This window comes from Pedobacter sp. (assembly GCF_045628745.1).
Taxonomy (GTDB): Bacteria; Bacteroidota; Bacteroidia; order Sphingobacteriales; family Sphingobacteriaceae; genus Pedobacter.
The window spans coordinates 1-20957 of sequence record NZ_JAZQPU010000055.1 but is presented as its reverse complement, the minus strand read 5'-3'; the positions used below and the strand labels follow the sequence as shown (position 1 = coordinate 20957).

The 20957-nt window shown below is 40.8% G+C and carries 19 protein-coding genes; 11 read left to right on the top strand and 8 right to left on the bottom strand.

Annotation, left to right across the window (positions count from 1 at the left end; genetic code table 11):
* From glgP to ACR2F7_RS02550, 4 genes are all read left to right on the top strand, one after another.
* Positions 1-732: alpha-glucan family phosphorylase (gene glgP, locus ACR2F7_RS02565; protein ID WP_432712049.1), on the top strand; the 732-nt coding region annotated here is incomplete at its 5' end.
* A 90-nt stretch (positions 733-822) separates the two neighbouring features.
* A complete protein-coding gene (locus ACR2F7_RS02560; RefSeq protein WP_432712048.1) occupies positions 823-1629 on the top strand; it encodes an MlaE family ABC transporter permease in 807 nt (268 codons plus the stop codon).
* A 4-nt stretch (positions 1630-1633) separates the two neighbouring features.
* Positions 1634-2407: an ABC transporter ATP-binding protein gene (locus ACR2F7_RS02555; RefSeq protein WP_432712047.1), complete on the top strand. Its 774-nt coding sequence runs from the start codon at positions 1634-1636 to the stop codon at positions 2405-2407.
* A 3-nt stretch (positions 2408-2410) separates the two neighbouring features.
* Positions 2411-3418, top strand: a complete 1008-nt coding sequence (locus tag ACR2F7_RS02550) for an MlaD family protein (RefSeq protein ID WP_432712046.1) — start codon at positions 2411-2413, stop codon at positions 3416-3418.
* Between the two features lie 89 nt (positions 3419-3507).
* Here ACR2F7_RS02550 and ACR2F7_RS02545 read toward each other — a convergent pair whose 3' ends face one another.
* The gene (locus ACR2F7_RS02545) at positions 3508-5679 is read right to left on the bottom strand and encodes a S46 family peptidase (RefSeq protein WP_432712045.1); all 2172 of its coding nucleotides are present in this window, start codon (positions 5677-5679) and stop codon (positions 3508-3510) included.
* Between the two features lie 327 nt (positions 5680-6006).
* Between ACR2F7_RS02545 and ACR2F7_RS02540 the strand changes: the two genes are divergently transcribed.
* From ACR2F7_RS02540 to ACR2F7_RS02510, 7 genes are read left to right on the top strand one after another with little or no spacing between them, the layout of a single operon-like run.
* Entirely contained in the window at positions 6007-6906 is a 900-nt protein-coding gene (locus ACR2F7_RS02540; RefSeq protein WP_432712044.1) for a MerR family transcriptional regulator, read from the top strand.
* On the top strand, positions 6903-8414 hold the full coding sequence (locus ACR2F7_RS02535; RefSeq protein ID WP_432712043.1) for a phytoene desaturase family protein: 1512 nt from the start codon (positions 6903-6905) through the stop codon (positions 8412-8414). The genes ACR2F7_RS02540 and ACR2F7_RS02535 overlap by 4 nt, the downstream gene beginning before the upstream one ends.
* Positions 8398-9234, top strand: a complete 837-nt coding sequence (locus ACR2F7_RS02530) for a phytoene/squalene synthase family protein (RefSeq protein ID WP_432712042.1) — start codon at positions 8398-8400, stop codon at positions 9232-9234. Before ACR2F7_RS02535 ends, ACR2F7_RS02530 begins: the two co-directional genes overlap by 17 nt.
* A 41-nt stretch (positions 9235-9275) precedes the next feature.
* A complete protein-coding gene (locus tag ACR2F7_RS02525; RefSeq protein WP_432712041.1) occupies positions 9276-9791 on the top strand; it encodes a hypothetical protein in 516 nt (171 codons plus the stop codon).
* A complete protein-coding gene (idi, locus tag ACR2F7_RS02520) occupies positions 9776-10312 on the top strand; it encodes an isopentenyl-diphosphate Delta-isomerase (RefSeq protein ID WP_432712040.1) in 537 nt (178 codons plus the stop codon). The genes ACR2F7_RS02525 and idi overlap by 16 nt, the downstream gene beginning before the upstream one ends.
* Positions 10293-10745: a sterol desaturase family protein gene (locus tag ACR2F7_RS02515; RefSeq protein WP_432712039.1), complete on the top strand. Its 453-nt coding sequence runs from the start codon at positions 10293-10295 to the stop codon at positions 10743-10745. Before idi ends, ACR2F7_RS02515 begins: the two co-directional genes overlap by 20 nt.
* Positions 10742-11434, top strand: a complete 693-nt coding sequence (locus ACR2F7_RS02510) for a lycopene cyclase domain-containing protein (RefSeq protein WP_432712038.1) — start codon at positions 10742-10744, stop codon at positions 11432-11434. Before ACR2F7_RS02515 ends, ACR2F7_RS02510 begins: the two co-directional genes overlap by 4 nt.
* Here ACR2F7_RS02510 and ACR2F7_RS02505 read toward each other — a convergent pair.
* From ACR2F7_RS02505 to ACR2F7_RS02475, 7 genes are all read right to left on the bottom strand, one after another.
* The gene (locus tag ACR2F7_RS02505; protein ID WP_432712037.1) at positions 11427-12413 is read right to left on the bottom strand and encodes a 2-hydroxyacid dehydrogenase; all 987 of its coding nucleotides are present in this window, start codon (positions 12411-12413) and stop codon (positions 11427-11429) included. The genes ACR2F7_RS02510 and ACR2F7_RS02505 overlap by 8 nt on opposite strands.
* Before the next feature lie 73 nt (positions 12414-12486).
* On the bottom strand, positions 12487-13410 hold the full coding sequence (locus ACR2F7_RS02500; protein ID WP_432712036.1) for an EamA family transporter: 924 nt from the start codon (positions 13408-13410) through the stop codon (positions 12487-12489).
* Positions 13410-15170, bottom strand: coding sequence for an ABC transporter ATP-binding protein (locus tag ACR2F7_RS02495; RefSeq protein ID WP_432712035.1), 1761 nt, complete (start codon positions 15168-15170; stop codon positions 13410-13412). Before ACR2F7_RS02495 ends, ACR2F7_RS02500 begins: the two co-directional genes overlap by 1 nt.
* Positions 15154-16890 carry an ABC transporter ATP-binding protein gene (locus ACR2F7_RS02490; protein ID WP_432712034.1) on the bottom strand — a complete coding sequence of 579 codons (1737 nt, stop codon included), beginning with the start codon at positions 16888-16890 and terminating at the stop codon, positions 15154-15156. Before ACR2F7_RS02490 ends, ACR2F7_RS02495 begins: the two co-directional genes overlap by 17 nt.
* Before the next feature lie 27 nt (positions 16891-16917).
* Complete coding sequence (locus ACR2F7_RS02485) at positions 16918-17685, bottom strand: alpha/beta hydrolase (RefSeq protein ID WP_432712033.1); 768 nt, start codon at positions 17683-17685, stop codon at positions 16918-16920.
* A gap of 93 nt (positions 17686-17778) precedes the next feature.
* Positions 17779-20241 (bottom strand): TonB-dependent receptor domain-containing protein, encoded by a 2463-nt coding sequence (locus tag ACR2F7_RS02480; RefSeq protein WP_432712032.1) that lies wholly within the window; start codon positions 20239-20241, stop codon positions 17779-17781.
* A gap of 174 nt (positions 20242-20415) precedes the next feature.
* The gene (locus ACR2F7_RS02475; RefSeq protein WP_432712031.1) at positions 20416-20820 is read right to left on the bottom strand and encodes a VOC family protein; all 405 of its coding nucleotides are present in this window, start codon (positions 20818-20820) and stop codon (positions 20416-20418) included.
* Positions 20821-20957 lie beyond the last annotated feature (137 nt).

Genomic DNA, 20957 nt, shown 5'->3' with positions numbered 1-20957 from the left:
GAAACTGCCATTAGCGCAGACAATGACAGCGCCATCAGCCTGCGGAAAAAGGAAATGAAAGCGCAGCTGTTTAAAACCGTCGCCGACCAATGTGGAAAGCTCTTCGACCCTGAAGTACTCACCATTGTTTGGGCAAGGCGTTTTGCTGCTTATAAACGTGCAGACCTGATAATGCAGGACTGGGAAAGGTTTTTAAACATCGTTAACGACCTCGACTTCCCTATCCAAATTATTTGGGCAGGAAAGCCCTACCCTGAAGATTTTGGTGCCATTGAGATGTTTAACGAGATCATCAGGAAAACCAAAGCGCTAAAGAACTGCGCCGTGTTAACAGGCTACGAACTGGGCTTGTCGGCATTATTGAAAAAAGGTGCTGATGTATGGCTCAACAACCCACGTATGTACAGAGAAGCTTCCGGCACCAGTGGCATGACCGCCGCAATTAACGGCAGCATCAACTTTTCTTTGCCTGATGGCTGGGTTCCTGAATTTGCCCGAGACATGGAAAACTGCTTTGTCATTGCGCCTGCCGCAGATCATCTTGAAGAAACAGCAAAAGATAAACAGGAAGCAGCAAATTTACTCGATAAGTTAGCGTTCAGCATCATACCCATGTATTATACAAAACCTGAGCAGTGGCTGCAAATTGTAAAAACCGCCGCCCGTGAAGTAGTACCTGAGTTTGACGCTGCCAGAATGGTAAACGAATATGATGAGCAATTATATAAATAATATCATGGCAAGCCGCTAGCTATTATTAACTTTGGCGCAGGTTTTGTTTAAATCTACAAACCTTAAAATAACACAACACTAATTCTCTAGATGGAGAGCAAAGAAAAAACACCCGCTTTAATCGAAGAAGTAAAACCACCAGGCAGATTTGCCCAGGTGTTTCTAACCTTGTACGATGTTTATCAATTTATTGCCCTTTTTTTCAAAGAAGGATTTTTTCCTCCCTACGAATTCAAAGAATTATGGCGACAGTGCTATGATATTGGCTACCGCTCTGCTTTATTAATTTCTACAACGGGTTTTATTACCGGTATCGTTTTTACTAAACAGTCCAGACCTTCCCTTGCTGAGTTTGGTGCCACCTCGTGGCTTCCTTCATTGGTGGGCATCGCGCTGTTGCGTACCCTTGCCCCCTTGTTAACAGGCTTAATTGCTGCCGGTAAGGTGGGCTCCAGCATTGGTGCCGAATTAGGCTCCATGCGCGTAACCGAGCAAATAGATGCCATGGAGGTCTCTGCAACAAACCCTTTTAAATTTTTAGTCACCACCAGGGTGCTCGCTGCAACCATTACCATTCCTATATTAACCTTTTATACGGCGATGATAGGTATGCTTGGTGCTCTTTTAAATGTGGCTATGTTTGAAGATACCAGTGCCAAGGCTTTCTTCCAGTCTTCTTTAGAGTCCATTACTTTTCTAGATTTCACCGCCTCCACCGTTAAAGCCATCCTTTTTGGCTTTACCATTGGTATTGTAGGTTGTTATAAAGGATACAATTCTTCTAAAGGAACCGAAGGTGTGGGTAAGGCAGCGAATGCCGCTGTAGTTACCGCCATGTTCCTGATCTTTATTGAAGAAGTCATCTCTGTCCAGTTTTTTAGTTTATTCAGGTCTTAACGCTATGCAACAAAAACCATTTACCAATTTACAGCTGGATAAGGTTATTGAAATTAAAGGTTTAGATAAATCCTTTGGTACTTTCAATGTATTGAAGGGTGTAGACCTTGACCTATATAAAGGAGAAAACCTGGTGGTACTGGGGAAATCAGGTACAGGGAAGTCTGTGCTGATTAAGATCATCATTGGCTTGCTGTCTCCAGATAGTGGCATGGTCAATGTACTGGGTAACATTGTTGACGAAATCAGCTATAAACAGCTTTTGGAACTGCGCCTCAAAGTAGGATTCTCCTTTCAAAACAGTGCCCTTTATGATAGTATGACCGTTAGAGGCAATCTCGAATTTCCTTTGGTGCGTAACCGCAGGTCCTTAACTAAAGGTGAAGTTAATAAATCTGTAGAAACTGTTTTAGATGCCGTAGGCCTGTTAAATACCATCAACCAGATGCCATCAGAGCTTTCCGGCGGGCAAAGAAAAAGGATTGGTATTGCCAGAACGCTGATCTTAAATCCAGCCATTATGCTATATGATGAGCCTACTGCAGGTCTTGATCCTATTACCTGCCTTGAAATCAACAGCCTGATTAATGAAGTGCAGGAACGTTTCCATACCAGTTCCATCATCATTACCCATGATTTAACATGTGCAAAAATGGTAGGCAACCGTGTTGCCATGCTATTAGATGGCCGTTTTCCTCATGTAGGCACCTTTGATGACGTTTTTAACACGAATGACGAAAGAGTAAAATCTTTTTATGATTATAATTTTATACAATAATATATGCAAGTATCAGATAACCGCCGGCAAATTACTGTTGGCTTATTCATATTAATAGGTTTAGTGATCTTTGTGCTGGGGGTGTTTACCCTGGGTGGTCAAAGAAAAACGTTTACCAAAAGTATTAGCCTGAGTGTGGTCTTTGATGATATTCAGGGTCTTAAAACCGGTAATAACGTTTGGTTTTCCGGAGTTAAAATTGGAACCATTAAAAAGATCCAGTTTTATGGCACCTCACAGGTGCAGGTGACTGTAACCATTGATGAAGAGGCGCATAAATACATTCATAAGGATGCTACGGCGAGTATCAGCTCTGATGGACTGATTGGGAATAAAATTATTGTCATTACCGGTGGAAGCACTAAGCTGCCTTTTATTGAAGATGGTGATAAACTAACCGTGAGCACTACCCTTTCTACAGATGAAATTATGAAGACCTTCCAGGTGAACAATAAAAACCTGGTAGACATTACCAATGACTTCAAAACTTTGTCTAAAAGTCTTGTTGATGGCAAAGGTGCTGCAGGTGCTTTATTGACCGATGAGCAGATTGCAACCAATTTTAAACTGATTGTTGATAATTTGAAATCCACTACCGTTAATGCCAGTAAGATGTCAAGAGAACTGGATCAATTTGCCAACAAGCTGAATACCAAAGGTGGATTGGCAGATAAATTCCTCACGGATACAGCTGTATTTGCACAATTGCAAAGGTCTGTTAACGAATTACAGAAATCAGCAAAAGCTGCTGCTGTAATGACTGAGAACTTAAATGCGGCTTCAGCAAAGTTGAACCAAAAAGACAATGCTGTTGGTTTGTTATTGAATGATCCTGCAACAGCAGGACAGGTAAAATCAATTGTATCTAACCTGGAAACAAGCAGTAAGAAATTAGATGAAGATTTAGAAGCACTGCAAAGTAACTTCCTCTTGAGAGGGTTCTTTAAAAAGAGAGCTAAAGAAGAAGCCAAAGTAAAAGAACAGGCAGCAAAAGATAGCGTACAGAACTAAGTAATTACTAAAGCCTAATGGCTATAAAAAAAAGGGCTAATCATTGTAGAATGACCAGCCCTTTTTTAGTTTACATGCAATTGTAATGGTTACTTTTTAGCACCTCTGATGTCTAGTTCATCAATGATGTTTTTACCACCACCAAGCACATCGATGCACCAAAGTACATAACGAATATCTACGCAGATGGTGCGTTTGAACTTTTTGTCAAAAGCAATATCACCACTCATCGCTTCCCAGTTACCATCAAATGCTAAACCAATCAGTTCACCATTTCCATTAATTACTGGCGAACCTGAGTTACCACCTGTAATGTCATTGTTAGTAATAAAACCAACGGTTAAAGTACCGTCATTACCGTATTGACCGAAGTTCTTTTTATTGTAGTTCTCAATTAAGTTAGCAGGTAAATCAAATTCGCTGTCGCCAGGAACATATTTCTGCATCACCCCATCAATTGTAGTTGTTGTATTGTACGTAATACCGTCCTTAGGCGAATAATCCTGAACATTACCATAAGAGAGGCGCATGGTAGAATTGGCATCGGGATACATCAACTTACCTTTATTTTTCTCCAAAATTGCTTTCAGGTATAAATGATCAAGCTCGGCTTTTTTGGTTTCAAAATCTGCCACTACTGTACCGAAGTTGTTTTTCACATAATCCGCAGGGTTCAGGTTAATGGCATATTGATAACCCGGATCTTTTTTAACAGCATCCATTGAAGGATTGGAAGCTAAAAATGCCTTCATTTTTACAGGATCAATGAAGTTACTGTTCTGCCATAAATAAGCAGCAAATTTCTCAAAAGTAGCCTCTGCATTTCCTGCCCAGTATTTCTCTGCAATTTCAGCAAAAAATTTAGGCTGAGATTTTACCGGAACATCATGGTAAAAAGCAGCAAGAATCTTTGCGAAAATCTTTTGATCAGCAGCTGCTGTATAAGTAGATGCATAAGTATCAACGGCAGCATCCATCTTTTGCTGTAATTGTTGTACATAGGCAGCATCAGTTTTCTTCTGCTCTTTAGCCATTAATGCATTACCAAGGCTTATGGCATTAGGCACCCAAGCCGAAGCTAGAAAACCTTCATTAATATAGGTTCTTTGGATAGCTATAGGCTCTAAAGTTTTATAGATCTGGTCATATTGCTCCATTAAACCAGCAAACTCAGTTTTCTCTGCTGCCCATTCTGTAAAAGCTTTTTCTTCTTGTCTTTTGGTTTCAGCAACTTTCAATCTTTTCAATTGTTCCGTCTGACCGATATAGTATTTCCAGTAATTGGCGATGTTGGCATATTTAGAAGATAACTTTAAACGTGTATCAACGCTTTTGTTCATTTCTTCTTTCCATGATTTCAATCGGATATCACGTAATTTAACAGTTGTAGGATTTACTTTTTCCGTCGCCAGATCTACACCATAAGATGTTAAATACCTGTCTGTACGACCAGGGTAACCATAAACGATAGAGAAATCACCATTTTTAACGCCCTTGATAGATACAGGTAAGAATTTCTTTGGTGTATAAGGTGTGTTGCTCACATTGTATTTTGCAGGTTGATTACCTTTACCGGCATATACCCTGAACACAGAAAAATCTCCTGTTTGACGTGGCCATTCCCAGTTATCCGTATCGCCACCATATTTTCCAATATTTTGTGGTGGAGCACCTACTAAACGCACATCATCAAAACGTTCATAAACGAAAAGAATGAATTGGTTGGATTTATAAAAATCCTTTACATTAGCTTCAATGGTAGGACCAGTAATGGCCGCATTTGCAATGGTTGCAAATACTTCTTTCATTTTCGCTTCTTTAGCCTCCCCTTTTAATCCTTTTGTAGCTTGGTCAACTTTGGCCGTTACATCTTCCATCTTTTGAAGAAAGCGAACAAACAAACCATCAATTGGCTTCTCCTCACCATAATTCTTCGCATAGAAGCCATTATCAAGGATGTTGTTTTGTGCGGTTGAGTTAGAGGCGATAGCATCATAACCACAATGGTGATTGGTAAAAATCAAACCTTTATCAGATACAATTTCACCAGTACAAAAGCCACCAAAATGAACGATAGCATCTTTCATACTGGAACCATTTGCATTGTATAGATCTTTTGCTGTGAGCTTAAAGCCCTGCTTTTTCATCTGCTCATAGTTTTTACCTATCAGCATGGGAATCCACATTCCCTCATCTGCTTTTACTGAACCGGCGAATGAAAATGTCATCACCAGCAATAACAGATAAACTGTTTTTTTCATAATGTATGTGTGTTGTTAAATGACAAAGTTAGGAACATTCGCTATAAAAGAGAGAGAAATGGTAAATCGGGTAACTTTTCCAATCACTTTCTACTTCTATTCTCCCATCTATAGCTGCCAGGTGTGTCTTCAACAAAAACAAGCCTTTACCCTTGTCTTCCATGTCAGCATTAATTCTAGAGTAGAAGCCAAATAACGTATCCGGAGCATCTGGTTACCCTTTACCTCACTGTGATGTTGATGACCGGTGGAACATAAAATCTAATCTGCATTTGAAAACATTTTATGTTTACCTTTGTTTAGATTTACAGTAATAAATTTAAACAAATGCATTATTCCATTTCCGATCTTGAGAAATTATCAGGCGTACAAGCGCATACCATCAGAATATGGGAACAGCGCTATGATGCACTAAAACCATTACGTTCGGCGGGAAACACCAGGCATTATGAAGACAACCAATTAAAAAGATTACTCAATATTGTAAGTCTTAAGGAATCAGGCATGCGGATAGCGCAAATCTGTGCACTTTCTACAGAGCAGATGAACGCTTTTATTCAAAAAGAGATGGATGCCAACAGTGCAGAGCATCTAAAATTTGAACCTTTTATTTCACAACTCCTTGTCTTTGGCTTGGCTTACAATGATGAAAAGGTAGATTCCCTGTTGTCTACCTGCATGGAAAGCTTTGGTGTAGACCTTACCTATCAGAACATCATTTACCCTTTATTGGTCAGGTTGGGTTTACTATGGCAAAAGACAAGCATTTGCCCTGCACAGGAACACTTCATGTCGAATTTAATACGGCAGAAACTTTTTGCTGCTATTAACGTACTGCCTATGCCTATGGCAACCGCTAAGACCTGGCTGTTATTTCTTCCTGAAGATGAAGGCCATGATATTGGTTTATTATATGCTAAATATGTGTTAAAAAATAATGGAGAAAAAGTAATATATTTAGGGAGTTATTTACCAATGTCCTCATTAATAGAGGCTATGCAAGATAACCGTGTTGACCACCTTTTATTCTTTATGGTTCATTCACGTCTACCGTCCGAAGCTCAACATTATATTAAAGAATTAACAAAATACTTTCCGGATACAGAGATTCTTCTTTCTGGAAACCCTAAATTAATAGGTGATTTAGCATTGCCCAAAACAGTCAACTGGTTTAAAGACATAGAATCCTTAGAAAATTTCATCCACGCCTATCAATCAACCTCATGATCGACACGACAGAAAACTTAAGTATTGCCATTATAGGTGCCGGATTTGCGGGCTTGAGTACTGCAGCCTATTTAGCCAAAAGTGGCTACCAGGTTGAAGTATTTGAAAAGAACGAACAAGTAGGTGGCAGAGCACGGACACTAGAAAAACAGGGCTATATATTCGACATGGGGCCCAGCTGGTATTGGATGCCTGAAATATTTGAACAGTTTTTTAGTGATTTTGGCTTTAAAACCAGCGACTTCTATAATTTAACCCGTCTTGATCCTGCATTTACGGTAGTTTTTGAGGAAGACAAGGTGATGCCTATTCCAGATGACTACGTGGAGCTGTCGGCTTTATTTGAAAGTATTGAACCTGGCAGTGCCATAAAATTACATGCTTTTATGGAAGAAGCAGCCTATAAATACAAAGTAGGCATGGAAAAACTCGTTCACAAACCTGGCCTGTCCTTATTAGAATTTGTGGACCTTGATTTGATGAAGGGTGTTTTTAAACTCCAGGTATTCACCTCCTTCAGCAAGCATGTCAGGAAGTTTTTTTCCCATCCACGGCTCATTGCCTTAATGGAATTCCCTGTACTTTTTTTGGGTGCCACACCTGAAGATACCCCTGCCCTCTACAGTTTAATGAATTATGCGGGGTTAAAGTTGGGCACCTGGTATCCTTCCGGTGGTTTCGGACAGGTGATCGAATCCATGAAAACAGTATGTGAACGCCTGGGTGTTAAATTCAACCTTGATGAACCTGTACTGCAGATCAATATAGAAAATAACCTTGTTAAAGACATCACCACCAGCAAGCAGCGGAAAGCATTCCATGCGGTGGTGGCCTCTGGCGATTACCATCATGTTGAGCAGCAGTTGCTGGAAGAGCCTTATCGGAATTACAAAGCCTCTTATTGGGAAAGCAGGGTAATGGCCCCCTCCTGTCTTATTTTTTATTTAGGCACTTCTGCAAAGGTCAATCGTCTGGACCACCATAACCTCTTCTTTGATGAAGACCTGAAACAACATGCGCAGGAAATTTACAAAGACCCTCAATGGCCTAGCAAACCGTTGTTTTATGTTTGCTGCCCCTCGAAGACAGATCCTGCCGTAGCGCCCCCAGGACATGAAAACTTATTTGTGCTGATTCCTATTGCACCCGGTTTAGCCGATGGCGAAGCCATCAGGGTGAAATACTTTAACCTGGTCATGGATAGATTGGAACAGCATTGCGGTCAAAATATTCGCGCCAGCATTGATTTTAAGCAAGGCTATTCTGTCAAAGACTTTATTGCAGATTACCATTCTTTTAAAGGGAATGCCTACGGATTGGCAAATACCCTTTTACAGACGGCCAATTTAAAACCATCCATAAGAAATAAGAAAGTAAAAAACCTTTTTTATGCCGGACAGCTTACCGTTCCTGGGCCTGGTGTTCCACCATCGCTCATTTCAGGAAAGGTGGCTGCAAAAGAAGTCGTTAAACACCTTCAATCTACTATTTATGAAAGAAATATTTGATCAGCTTTCTGCAGAATGCAGCAAAATAACCACCAAAAGATACAGCACCAGCTTTTCCCTTGGTATCTATTTCCTGAGCAAAAAAATACGTGGTCCTATATACGCTATTTATGGCTTTGTGCGTTTTGCTGATGAAATTGTGGACAGTTTTCATGACTATGATAAAAAGTATTTGTTGGAGAAGTTTAAAAACGATTGTTTTGAAGCTATAGCACATGGCATCAGCTTAAATCCGGTATTGAATTCTTTCCAAAAAGCAGTTAAAGACTATGCCATAGACCATGAACTTATTCATCTTTTTCTACGCAGCATGGAAATGGATCTGGAGCCTGCCGTATACAGCAAGGAAAAGTATGAAAGCTATATTTTAGGCTCCGCAGAAGTAGTAGGTTTGATGTGTTTGAGTGTCTTTACTGCTGGTGATAAAGCTGAATACGAACGTTTAAAACCCTTTGCCATGAAACTTGGGTCAACTTTTCAAAAAGTAAACTTCCTCAGGGACGTGAAAGCAGATTATCAAAACCTCAATAGAAACTATTTCCCAGAGGTAGACCTTGCCGATTTCTCTGATGTTCAGAAAAATCAAATTGAAAGTGAAATTGAGGAGGAGTTTAAACTGGCCCTCATTGGCATTAAACAACTTCCTTTATCATCAAAAAGCGGCGTATATTTGTCTTACATCTATTATAAAGAATTATTTAATAAAATTAAACGAGCCTCAGCCCACCAAATCATGGATAGAAGAATCAGAATTTCTAACGGACATAAAATTGGTTTAATGTTTGATTCTATCATCAGGTATAAAATAAATGTACTTTAAGTACTGTGGTATGAAAATATCGTTAACCTAACAATTTACTTATGAAATCTATTCTTATTTTTCTGACATTTTTACTGCCGTTAAGCCTTAATCCAATCGACCAAAAGGCCCTGATTAAAATACGTAACTTGTTGGTACAGGCTGCTGAAAGCAAAGCAGCAACACAGCAATTACAGGAGACCTTGTCGCATTACGAAAGCACCATTCCGGTGATTAAAGGCTATACAGGCGTGTCCATAATGGTTGAAGCCAAACATATGTTTAATCCTATGGGTCGTTGGAATAAATTTAAAAAAGGCAGGGCAATGGTAGAAGAAGCCATCAGCAAGGATGCCGCTAATTTTGAACTCCGCTATTTGCGCTTCGCTGTACAGACCAATGTTCCTGCAGTATTAGGCTATTCTAAAGATATCGAAACAGATAAAAAGATCTTAATGAATGGTATTCAGGGTTTAAAAGACCAGGATTTAAAAAACCGCGTCATCGATAATTTGCTGGCTGCAAAACTATGCACACCGCAAGAAGTGACTAAATTAAAACAATGGAAGAGCAAGTAATTCTTGTTGATCAGGATGATCAGCAAATAGGTGTGATGGAGAAAATGAAAGCCCATTATTCTGGCTCTCTTCACCGTGCCTTTTCTGTGTTCATCTTTAATACCAAGGGCGAACTGCTGTTACAACAACGTGCCTTGAATAAATACCATTCGCCAGGCTTGTGGACTAACAGCTGCTGTAGTCACCCCAGACCTGGTGAAAAGACCCTTGATGCCGCACACCGCCGGTTAGAAGAAGAAATGGGCCTTAATTGTCTCTTAACTTATGGTTTCCATTTCACTTACCAGGCATCTTTCAGCAATGAACTCATTGAACATGAGTTTGACCATGTTTTTTTCGGCCTTACAGACTTGATGCCAGTGCCAAATGCGGATGAAGTGGCCTCCTTTAAATACATTAACCTGGAGTCCCTTGCAGTTGAACTGCAGCAGTCTCCCACTAATTACAGTGCCTGGTTAAATATTTGTTTTCCAAAAATGGTAGAATTTAAACACAAAACATATGGATTCCTGGATAATTAAACTGCTTGTATTCCTTACATCCTTTTTAGCGATGGAAGCTGTAGCCTGGTTGACACATAAATACCTTATGCATGGTCTTTTCTGGTTCCTCCATGAGGATCACCACAAAAAAGACCATCCCGGTTTTTTTGAACGCAATGATTTTTTCTTTTTAATATTTGCTATTCCAGGCATCATCTGCCTCGCCATGGGTACCTTATACCAAGTAGACCTTGCTTTATACATAGGCCTGGGCATTACTGCTTATGGGGCCGCTTACTTTTTTGTGCACGACATCTTTATCCACCAGCGTTTTAAGTGGCTGCGAAAAACAGATAACCGTTATTTTAAAGCCTTGCGCCGGGCACATAAAATGCACCATAAACATGTAAACAAAGAACATGGTGAATGTTTCGGCATGCTCTGGGTGCCTTTAAAGTATTTCAAATCATGAAATACACCTACCTCTTAGTCAATTTCTTCACCATTATTGTTCCTTTCATCTTTTCCTTCCACCCCAAGCTTAAGTTTTATAAAACATGGCAGGCTTTCTTTCTGGCAGTGATCATCACAGGGCTGTTTTTTGTGCTGTGGGATAACTACTTTACCAGCTTAGGGGTTTGGGGCTTCAACAAAAAATACGTAATTGGGCTATTTATTGGTCATTTGCCTATAGAGGAAATCCTTTTCTTTTTTTGTATTCCCTATGCCTGCGTTTATACCTATCATTGCATTGATTTATTTTTGAAGAAAAGCTGGAGTTTACGAGGGGAGTCGGTTTTAACGCTCCTTTTTATTATCGCCTTTATTGTTGTAGCCATCATTTATGACCATCAAACCTATACCCTATTCGCTTTTCTAAGCCCGGCAATATTGCTGTTTATAGCTAAGTACATTTTGAAAGTGCAGTGGTTGGGCCGCTTTTACCTCATCTACGGCATTCTTTTGTTACCCTTTTTAATTGTGAATGGCGTGCTCACCGGTACGGGCTTAGATAACCCTGTGGTATGGTATAACGAAGAAGAGATCTTTGGCTTCCGCATCCTGACCATCCCCTTTGAAGATATCTTCTATGGAATGGCCATGGTGCTGATGAACCTCTTGATTTATAAAACGCTATTGAAAAAGAAACAGGCTATTTAAGCACACTGTTTAACGAAGCTTGCCCTTTTTCAATCTGCTGCAGGTTTTTTAAGGTGGTGTCTGCAATTTCTGTCAGTGCTTCCAGCGTTAAAAATGCCTGGTGTGCCGTAATCAGCACATTAGGAAAACTCATCAGGCGTAAGATCTGCTCGTCAGGAATCACACTTTCTGATAAGTCACGGAAAAACAGTTTCTCTTCCTGCTCATACACATCAATACCCAGGTAGCCTAGTTTGCCTGTTTTCAGTGCTTCTATAGCAGCAGCGGTATGGATCACTGCACCACGACTGGTATTGATCAGCATTACCCCATCTTTCATCTCCTGAAGACTATTTTCATTGATGAGGTGCTGTGTACTTTCATTTAAAGGACAATGAATAGAGATCACGTCACTGTTTTTAAACAATTCTTCATTGCTCACCAATTGAATATAGGCAGGCACATCCAGCTCAAAAGGATCATAGGCAATCGTTTTACAGCCAAAGCCATGCATAATCCTGGCGAAGGCCAAGCCTATCTTTCCCAATCCAATCACCCCCACGGTTTTACCATGCAGGTTAAATCCTGTTAAACGGTCTAAGGAGAAGTTCCCTTCGCGAACCCTGTTATAAGCTTTATGTGTTTTTCTGTTTAAAGTAAGAATCAGAGCCACAGCATGTTCAGCAACCGCCTCAGGTGAGTAAGCCGGCACACGCAGCACCTTAAAGTTTAATGCCTTGGCTGTAAGGAGGTCTACCTGGTTAAAGCCTGCACAGCGCAATACAATATTGCGGATGCCTATTTCAGCCAGTTTCTCCAGCGTCGCTGCATCTGCTTTATCGTTTACAAATATGCATACCGCATCACAGCCTTCTGCCAAAACAGCCGTCTGTGCATTTAAGGAAGCCTCAAAATAAACCAACTCATTTTGATAGTTAACATTTACCTGGTCGAAGTAATATTTATCGTAAGACTGTGTACTAAAAAAGGCAGTTTTCATAGGAATTTAAATTTAATTTGCTATTTGCATTGCTTAAATATAAATGAAATTATCCCTATACAGCACAATGTGCTTATTTAATTTCCTCCACCCTCCGTTTTGAAGGTAGCAGGCTGCTGATCACTTCCCAGTTAAAAATTATTACGGCAACAACCAGTAAACCATAAGCCAGCAATTGGTTAAGGTAAAAAGGCTCGTCGAAATAAAGGAAGGCAATCAGGAAGGCAATAATAGGATTGACATACATGATGATGCCCAAGGTGGAAGAGGGCAACTCTATCAAAGCATACAGATTTAAAAACAAAGGAACTAAAGTGAAAAGCAGGGCAATGATCAAAATGACCAGCCAAAACACCGGTTCTGTGGGAAAAGCCATGCCATCCATCACAAAATAAGGCAGCATCAACACAGCCGCAATCACCAGGTTGATGGCTAGCATGTTAAGTTTGTCAATATTTTTAATAAAGCGCTGTATGATCAGGTAGAAAGCGTAAACCGAAGCAATCCCTACCGACCAAAGCACTTCAATGATAGATCCTGTGGCTAAAAGCAGAATGCTGACCAGGGCAATACCTAAAGCTACCAGCTTCAATGGTGTAAGGTGCTCCTTTAAAATAAAGAAACCACCGAAAGCTGTAATCAGCGGACAAACCATATAGGCAAAGGCCGCAGAGGTTAAACTTACATGGTTAACCGCATAAATATAGGTGAACCAGTTGCTCATCAGCAGGATTGACGATAGTAAAATCAAGCCACTGAGTTTTAGCTTTTCTGGTCGGGAAGCACTTTTAAAAACGGCAACATCCGCCTTCATCTTAGCTCTGCCAGCAATTAACAGAAAAGCAGCGATGATCAACAGGGCAGTAAAAACCCTGTATTGAAGGATCTGCATGGAAGAATAAGCTTTCAATAATTTCAGTGGTATCGCAAAAGCGCCCCATACCACAAAAGCAACAACACCTGCTATATAATATTTTAATGTACCTTTTTTAATCATTAACTTGTTCTCTTATCCTCTAAAAGCATGCTCATTGCTGCGCTCAGCGTGCCTGCTTTAATCACTTCGCCAGAGTTGACGAAGAAAATCTCATCTGCATTTTCAATAGTATTCAGGCGATGTGCAATAATCACCAATGTAGTTTCCTTGGGCAGCTTATTTAAAATCTGGCTCAGCAGCTGCTCGGTAATGGTGTCAATATTTGCCGTAGCCTCATCCAGAATAAGAAGGTCAGGCTTGCGTAACACAGCACGCATAAAAGCAATAAGTTGCTTCTGACCAAGGCTGATGCTGTCAGCGTTGGAAGCCACTGGCGTATCCAAACCTTCATCAAAAATAGCCAGCAGATCGCCCAGTTCGGCTTCCTTGATCACCACCTCTAACTGATCCTTAGAGAAATCCTTATACAGCGGATTGCCATATAAAATATTATCCATCACCGTTCCGGTAAACAAGAAAGGCTCCTGTAAGATAAAGCCTATTTTAGCCGTCCGCTCCGCAGCACTAAAAGAACGGATATCTCTGCCTTCTAAAAGCACCGTACCTTTTGAAGGATCATACAAACGGGCAATTAAGGAGGCTGTAGTGGTTTTACCACCACCTGTAGGCCCAATTAAAGCATAGGTTTTCCCCTTTTCAAGCTTAAAGTTAATATGGTGCAGAATCTCCTTCTCTGGCGTATAGCCGAAATGAACATTTCTAAATTCCAACAGGGCGTCATTCTTTTCCGGGGCCTCCGCCTTCACATCTCTAAGGTCACTCTCCAGGGAAAGGATCTGCGAAATCCTGTCCCAGCCAGCCATGGCCACCTGGAAATTGGCCCATAGAGCCGCCAGCTGCCGCAATGGGTTGTAAAAGTTGGTTGCATAAGAAAGGTAACTGACTAGTAAACCTATGCTAAACTGCCCTTGCGAAATCAGGTATATGCCATAAAGGAGTACAATTAATTGCGCAAAGCTGGAAAATAACCCATAAAAAGGGGTGAATATATTATTGGCAATACCTGCAGCAATAGCAGTTTTATAGTTGTGGTTATTGACCTCATCAAACTTTTTACGGAAGTAATCCCTGCGGTTAAAGGCTATGATCACTTTAAAATTTGAAAGGCTTTCTTGAATTTCGGCACTCAGGCTGCCCGTACTGCTTAAATTAAGCGCATTTTTTCTTTTTACCCATGGTGATAAAGCCGCCGTAAACAGTAAAATAATGACTGCCGGTGAAAGTGTTGCCGCACCCAGTTTTAAATTAATCGACAACAGAAATACACCTGCGCCAACCATGGTTACAATGCTGCCAATAAACTGCATTAAAGCCTGCGAAAAAAACTGGTTTAACTTATCCGTATCATTATTTACCCTTGAAATCAAGTCACCCGCTTTATTCTGGTTAAAAAAGTTCACCGGCAGTTCCTGCAGCTTGGTAAAAATGGCGTTGCGTAAAGTAAACAACATGCGCTGCCCCACACCCCCCATTAACTTGGTTTGCAAATAGCCCGTTACCAGGGTAATTAAATACATCACCAGTAAGATGCCCGAAAACAGCAATACCCCCTTATAGTCGCCCGTGCGCACATAAGCATCTATGGTATAACCAATTAAAAAGGGACTCAGTAATAACAAACCTGAGTTGATCAGGATGGTCACTAGCGCTTTGAGCAGATTATTGCGTTCAGAACTGATCAGTTGCAGAAGTTTTTTAAGCGCCTTTAAGGTCGACTTCTTTTCTTCTTTCCCTGTGTGCTGGTTAAGATTGTAATTCATAATTGCTCGTACTCTGTTGTGAAGTATAGATTTGAACGTATTCAGGGCTATTTTTCATCAGCTCCTCATGTGTTCCCGCAGCAATAATTTCGCCCTGCATGAGCAAAATTACTTTTTCATAATGCGTTACTGATGCAATTTTCTGCGTGACAGAAAGCAGGGTTAAACCCGGGTAATTGCGTTGTACATTTTCAAGGATCCGCTGTTCGGTCTTGGTATCTACCCTGGCGGTAAAGTCATCCAGCAAGAGCACTTTAGGGTTGAGTGCCAGCGCCCTGGCCAGCATAATTCTTTGTTTTTGACCACCACTTAAACTGGAGCCACGCTCAGAAACAATAGTATTCAATTTCTCTGGCAGTGCCTCCACAAAATCATGCAGCTCGGCGGTCTCTATGGCTTTTTTCAAAGATTCATCCGTTACGGTATCACTGAAAGCAATATTCTCGCGAATGCTGAGGTTAAAGATAATGCTGTCCTGAAAAACAAAGCCCACCTGGCTATGGAAAGCCTCCTGGTTAAAGTCGCTGATGGCATGCCCATCAAACAAAACCTTGCCCGCTGCCGGAGGAATTAATCCCGTCAGCAAATATAAAAGCTGTGTTTTTCCTGCCGCCGTAGGCCCTATGATGGCCGTTTTAGAGCCTGCCTTTAAAGCAAAAGATATGTTTTTCAGGGCCGGTTTTTGTCCGTAAGACAACGACACCCCCTGCATTTCAATGTCACCCCTTAATACAGTATCAATCTCACCATTTTCAGGCTCTTCTGCGGTATAAAGTACATTCTCTATCCTTTGGTAAGAGGCTGATGCTTGTGCAATAACGTTACTCATAAAGCCAATAACAAGAATAGGGAAAATCAGGATGGAGAGGTAGCTGTTGAATGCCGCAAACTCACCCAGGGTCATGGTGCCCTGGATTACAAAATGACCGCCTAAGGCTAAAATGGATAAACCCGCCATGTTAGACACAAAAGTAATTACGGGAATCAAGCCGGCAAAAAGGCGTAAAATAGATAAACCTAAATCCCTGGCTTGTGTATTGGCAGCAATAAACTTGTCGTATTCCAGCTGTTGCGAATTGATGACCCTGATGATCGAGGAGCCTAAAACACTCTCATTGATCACTTTATTTAACCAGTCGATAGCCTCTCTGCTCTTTTTAAAGAGTACTTTTACTTTCCGCAGCACCATATAAAAGGTGATACCGATAATAGGGATGATGGCAATGATCAATAAAGCGAGCTTCCAGTTGATCATCAGCAATAAAATACTGGTGCCGAAAATTAAAAATATAGATGACGAAATAGAAACGATAGCTTGCGAAACAAAGAGTTTAATAGAATCAACATCCGCGGTAAGGTTGGTCAATAATTTAGAAGGGTTTGCTTTTTCAATATAAGCATGGCTTTGCCTGGAAATCTGTGCGGAGAGCGTAGCCCTTAAATCTTTAGCCACCTTTTCTGAGGCATAGGTTTGCACAATACTCTGCAGATAGGTAAAGATAAATACCAGTATGATGGCAATAGAAAACTGCAGTAAAATAGGTTTAATTTCAAAGACACCATTTGTATAAGCATCTATGCCCTTGGAAACAATTTTGGGCAAGATTAAATTGATGCCATTGCTCAATAGGGCCAGAAAGATCAATAGAAAGATTAACCTTTTATAGGGCTTCAATAAGTTGAAGATACTTGCCTTTTTTTCCTTCTTTTTTGTTTCCATAAATGTTGCCGGGTAATAGCATCATCATCACAATTCTTCGTGGTCTTCCAACCAGTAATAAATGTAATCTGCTACTTCTTCCCAATCCGGCTCTCCACAAATGTAATGACTTCGGTTTGAAAATTCCTTCATGGCCACAATACTTTCTTTATCTTTATAAGCTTTGAAGTTCTTTTCTACCAGCGCCGCTGGAATGATATGGTCTTTCTCACTGGCAATTAACAATAAAGGGCCATGCCCATAGTGCGTTTCAATTCTTCCGGCCTTGCCCATGCAGTCGCGCAATACATTGCGACTGTCGTGCGTAGCATATTTAAGGTAAGCCTCTGTCGCGTCTTCTTCAGTTAAGGTATTGGCAAAAGCCTGGTGGAAGGTCCGCGCTTCGAGAAACACAGGCTCATTGCCCTTCAGGGGGTTAATGATCTGACTTACATATTTCATAAAGTTAAAGTCAAAATCCAGCATGCCATTAGGTGCTACTGAATTGATGGCTACAGCAATTTTGGCAAGCCCCTTATGGAGCAGCAGTTGTGCAATAAGCCCACCCACCGCATGGCCAATTACAATGGGCTGTTCATAGTCATTCACCAGGGTTTCTATTTTGTCGAGCACATCCTCAAGTCCCAGCTCCCCTAAACCTTCCGGTGGATTTTCTTTTAAATACCCAGGATCACCCTCATGTAAAGGCCATGAAGGGGCTATACAGTGGTAATCCCGGTCTTCGAAATAAGCAATCCAGTTTTCCCAGCTTTTGGCGTTTTGAAACATCCCATGTATAAATATCATGTCCCTCATGTCATCATCATTTAAAGAAGGTCATTGCTATAGTGAATGTAGACAACAAAACACTGCTAAACAAAGTTTTAACAAAATAGGAACTGGGTAATATTACCCACCACTCTTCACCCTTTTTGCTTCTTCTTCAGCACTGGAACGACGATCACGTGCACCTTTGATTTCATTGCTACCAAAACGATAGGTAACGGTCATTCTGAACACCTGGCTCTCCCATTTCTGACTCACCACGTAATTTTGTGATGGCAAAGCACTCGTAATCTTTTGATCCCTGAGGTTAAAAACATCATTCACAGCCAGCTTTAGGTTCAGCTTTTTATCCATAAAGTTTTTACTCAGGCCCATGTCAATGCTGTATTGCTCACTGATTAATAAAGTGCCATAAACCTGTTTTGATTGGTAATAACCAGACCATTCAAAATTAGTGGTCGGGTTTAAGGTAATGGTTTGGTTGGTATTCAAGTTAAAGGCTAGTCGACCGCTTTCATAAGGTGCACCAGCAAGGTTTGGCGTTTTAAAGCGGTTATAATAAACAGTGAGGTTGTTATTGCTGCTCCACCATTTGGTAATTTTTAAGGGCGAGCTTACATTTAAATTATAGGAATCTTGTTTGGCCAGGTTTTGTTCTGAGATAAAAATGGTCTTTTTAGCCGTATCAGACAACAATACCTCGGTAATTACATCGCTGGTATGGCTGTAACCCAGGGTGGCGTTAATGGTCTTCTTGTAAGAATAAGAAAGCTCAAAAGCATTGGTGTATTGTGGCTGTAAAAATGGATTACCATATTGATAGGAATAAAGGTCCACGTAAGAAATAAAGGGATTTAAAGACCCATAATTAGGGCGGTCGATCCTTCGGCTATAGGAAATACCCATATCGTGGTTTTTAGAAAGCTCCTGGTTAACAAAGACACTGGGGAACAGGTTAAAATAATGACGGTTTACAATTTTCTGCTCCGTAATAGAGTTCCCCTTAGAATTCGTTTGTTCAGCTCTTAACCCTAATTGCACAGAGGTAGTCTTGAATTTTCTGTTTAGATTTACATAAGCCGCATTGATATTTTCATCATAAACAAACTGGTTACTGCGGGTGGCATCGTTTTCCCAAAGGTTGTTGAGGATATTGAAGGTCGAAAATTCATAATTATTATCGGTAGTCACGAAACTTGATTTTACCCCAGTTTCAAACTTCATTTCCTTACCCAGGGGATAGGTATAATCTACCTTTCCCGACCATATTTTAACCACGGAAGGGGTAGCATTTCTAAACAGATAGGCCGGTTTAGAAGGCTGACCATTGCTATTTAGGTAGACGTTGTCGAAGTTATTATCTTCATCACCATTATATTGGGAGAAATCCACATCGGCCGAAATTTCCTGTCCGGCAGTATCTAGGGTTCCTTTATAATTGAGGTTAAAACTATTACCTGTGTATTTATAACCGCTGGGATTACTGGCCCTTACTGAAGAGTCTGTAACAGAGGGCTTGCTGCCAATGAGTGTCAACACCGCGGCCTCACTGTCGCCATTACTGTTATAGCCGTTTGCCGCAATACCTATGGTATGGTTATCGCTGATGAAATAGTCTATCCCGGCTTTGTAATTGCTGTTATTCCTGTTCCTGATGTTATGACTGGTCTGGTTAAAATAGGTAGGGTTTGCCGCGGTCTGGTTGACCCTAACGATGTCCAGATCGTTGAAACGTTTGTTACGGCCATAATCAAAGTTTCCAAAGACATTGATCTTTTGGGCACGATGGTTCAAGGTAAAACCACCGTTGGCTTTATAGAACTCGCCATAACCGGTACCGGCAAAAACAGAGCCGTTGGTGCCGAAGTTGCGGTTTTTCTTAAGCTTGATATTGATGATGCCTGAGTTGCCGGCAGCATCGTATTTTGACGAAGGGTTGGTGATCAGCTCTATCGACTGGATGGCCGTACCTTCGGTAGAGCGTAATAAATTCGCCAGCTGCTCTGCCGATAAATAAGTAGGTTTGCCATCGATCATAATCGTTACCCCTTGCTTACCACGTAAACTAATTTTGCCATCGCGGTCTACAGTTACCCCCGGAGATTTCTCTAAGATATCCAGTGCCGTATTACCTGCAGCCAGTGTACTGTTTTCAATGTTCAACACTGTTTTATCGATCTGCCTTTCCACCAGTGGCTTTTGCTTCACAATTTCCACCCCTTTTAATTCTTTAGAATCCTGGCTGAGTTGAACCGCAGGAACAGCATGAACCTTGCTTGCTCCATTAATAGTAAAAGGCCCTTTTACAACCTTTTTATAGCCTACTACATTGACTGAAATGAGGTAGCTACCCTCCAGGATATCCTTAAACTCGTAATCCCCATTATCTTGGGTCAACGTTCCCTTTACGGTAGTAGAATCTTTAGCTTTCAATAAACCGATAGTGGCATAGGGAAAAGCTTTTTTGGTTTCATCCAGCACTTTACCGGAAATCTCCCCTGTTACAGTGCTGGTCTGTGCCTGCACATTTTGTGTTACCCAGAGCATAAAGCTCATTGCTATGAAGAAAATTTTAATTGTTTTCATTTTTTTAGGGCATAGTTATTCCACAAATGCTTAATAGCGCATTTTTTGAAATACGTGAATGATCGGGTGATTTTTACTTTTGTTGTTTTCTGTTATTAAGATGTTTTCAATAGCAAAAAGGTTACACAAAATTTAAAAAAAATCACGCTTCCCCACTTCTAACTACCTAAAACTCTATTGATCATCGTTAATCTCCAGCCAATGCCCATCAGGATCCTGGAAATAGATCTGCTTTATACCATCTACCCTGAGGGTGGGCTCTTTTGCCGTACCGGGCCAGTTGCTGTAATTGACCTGCCGCTGGTTAAGCAGCCCAATGAAAGTATCAATTGAAGCTACACTGAAACAGAGGTGTTCATTTTTATCGTGCACTGTTTTTTGCCGGGCACCCTGAATCAGGTGCAGCTGACCCGCAGCACCTAAAGAAAACCACACATGCTTACCATCTTTAAAAGGCTCTTCAATTTCTGGAAGGTTCAGCAGCTGTTTGTAAAAAGCAGCGCTTTTCTTTAAATCACTCACATATACGGCAATGTGGTTGAGTTTTGCTGACGTGCTTACCGGAGTATTTTGTGCCATGGCTGGTTTTAAATTGAACAGGAAAAGGCTAAAAAGAAAGCTGCAAGTAAGAATTTTCATAAGGTTATTTTTGGTTTTTGGTTGCTGATATATTGGTCTTAAATATAGGTGAGTCCACGGTGAGTCCACCATGAGTC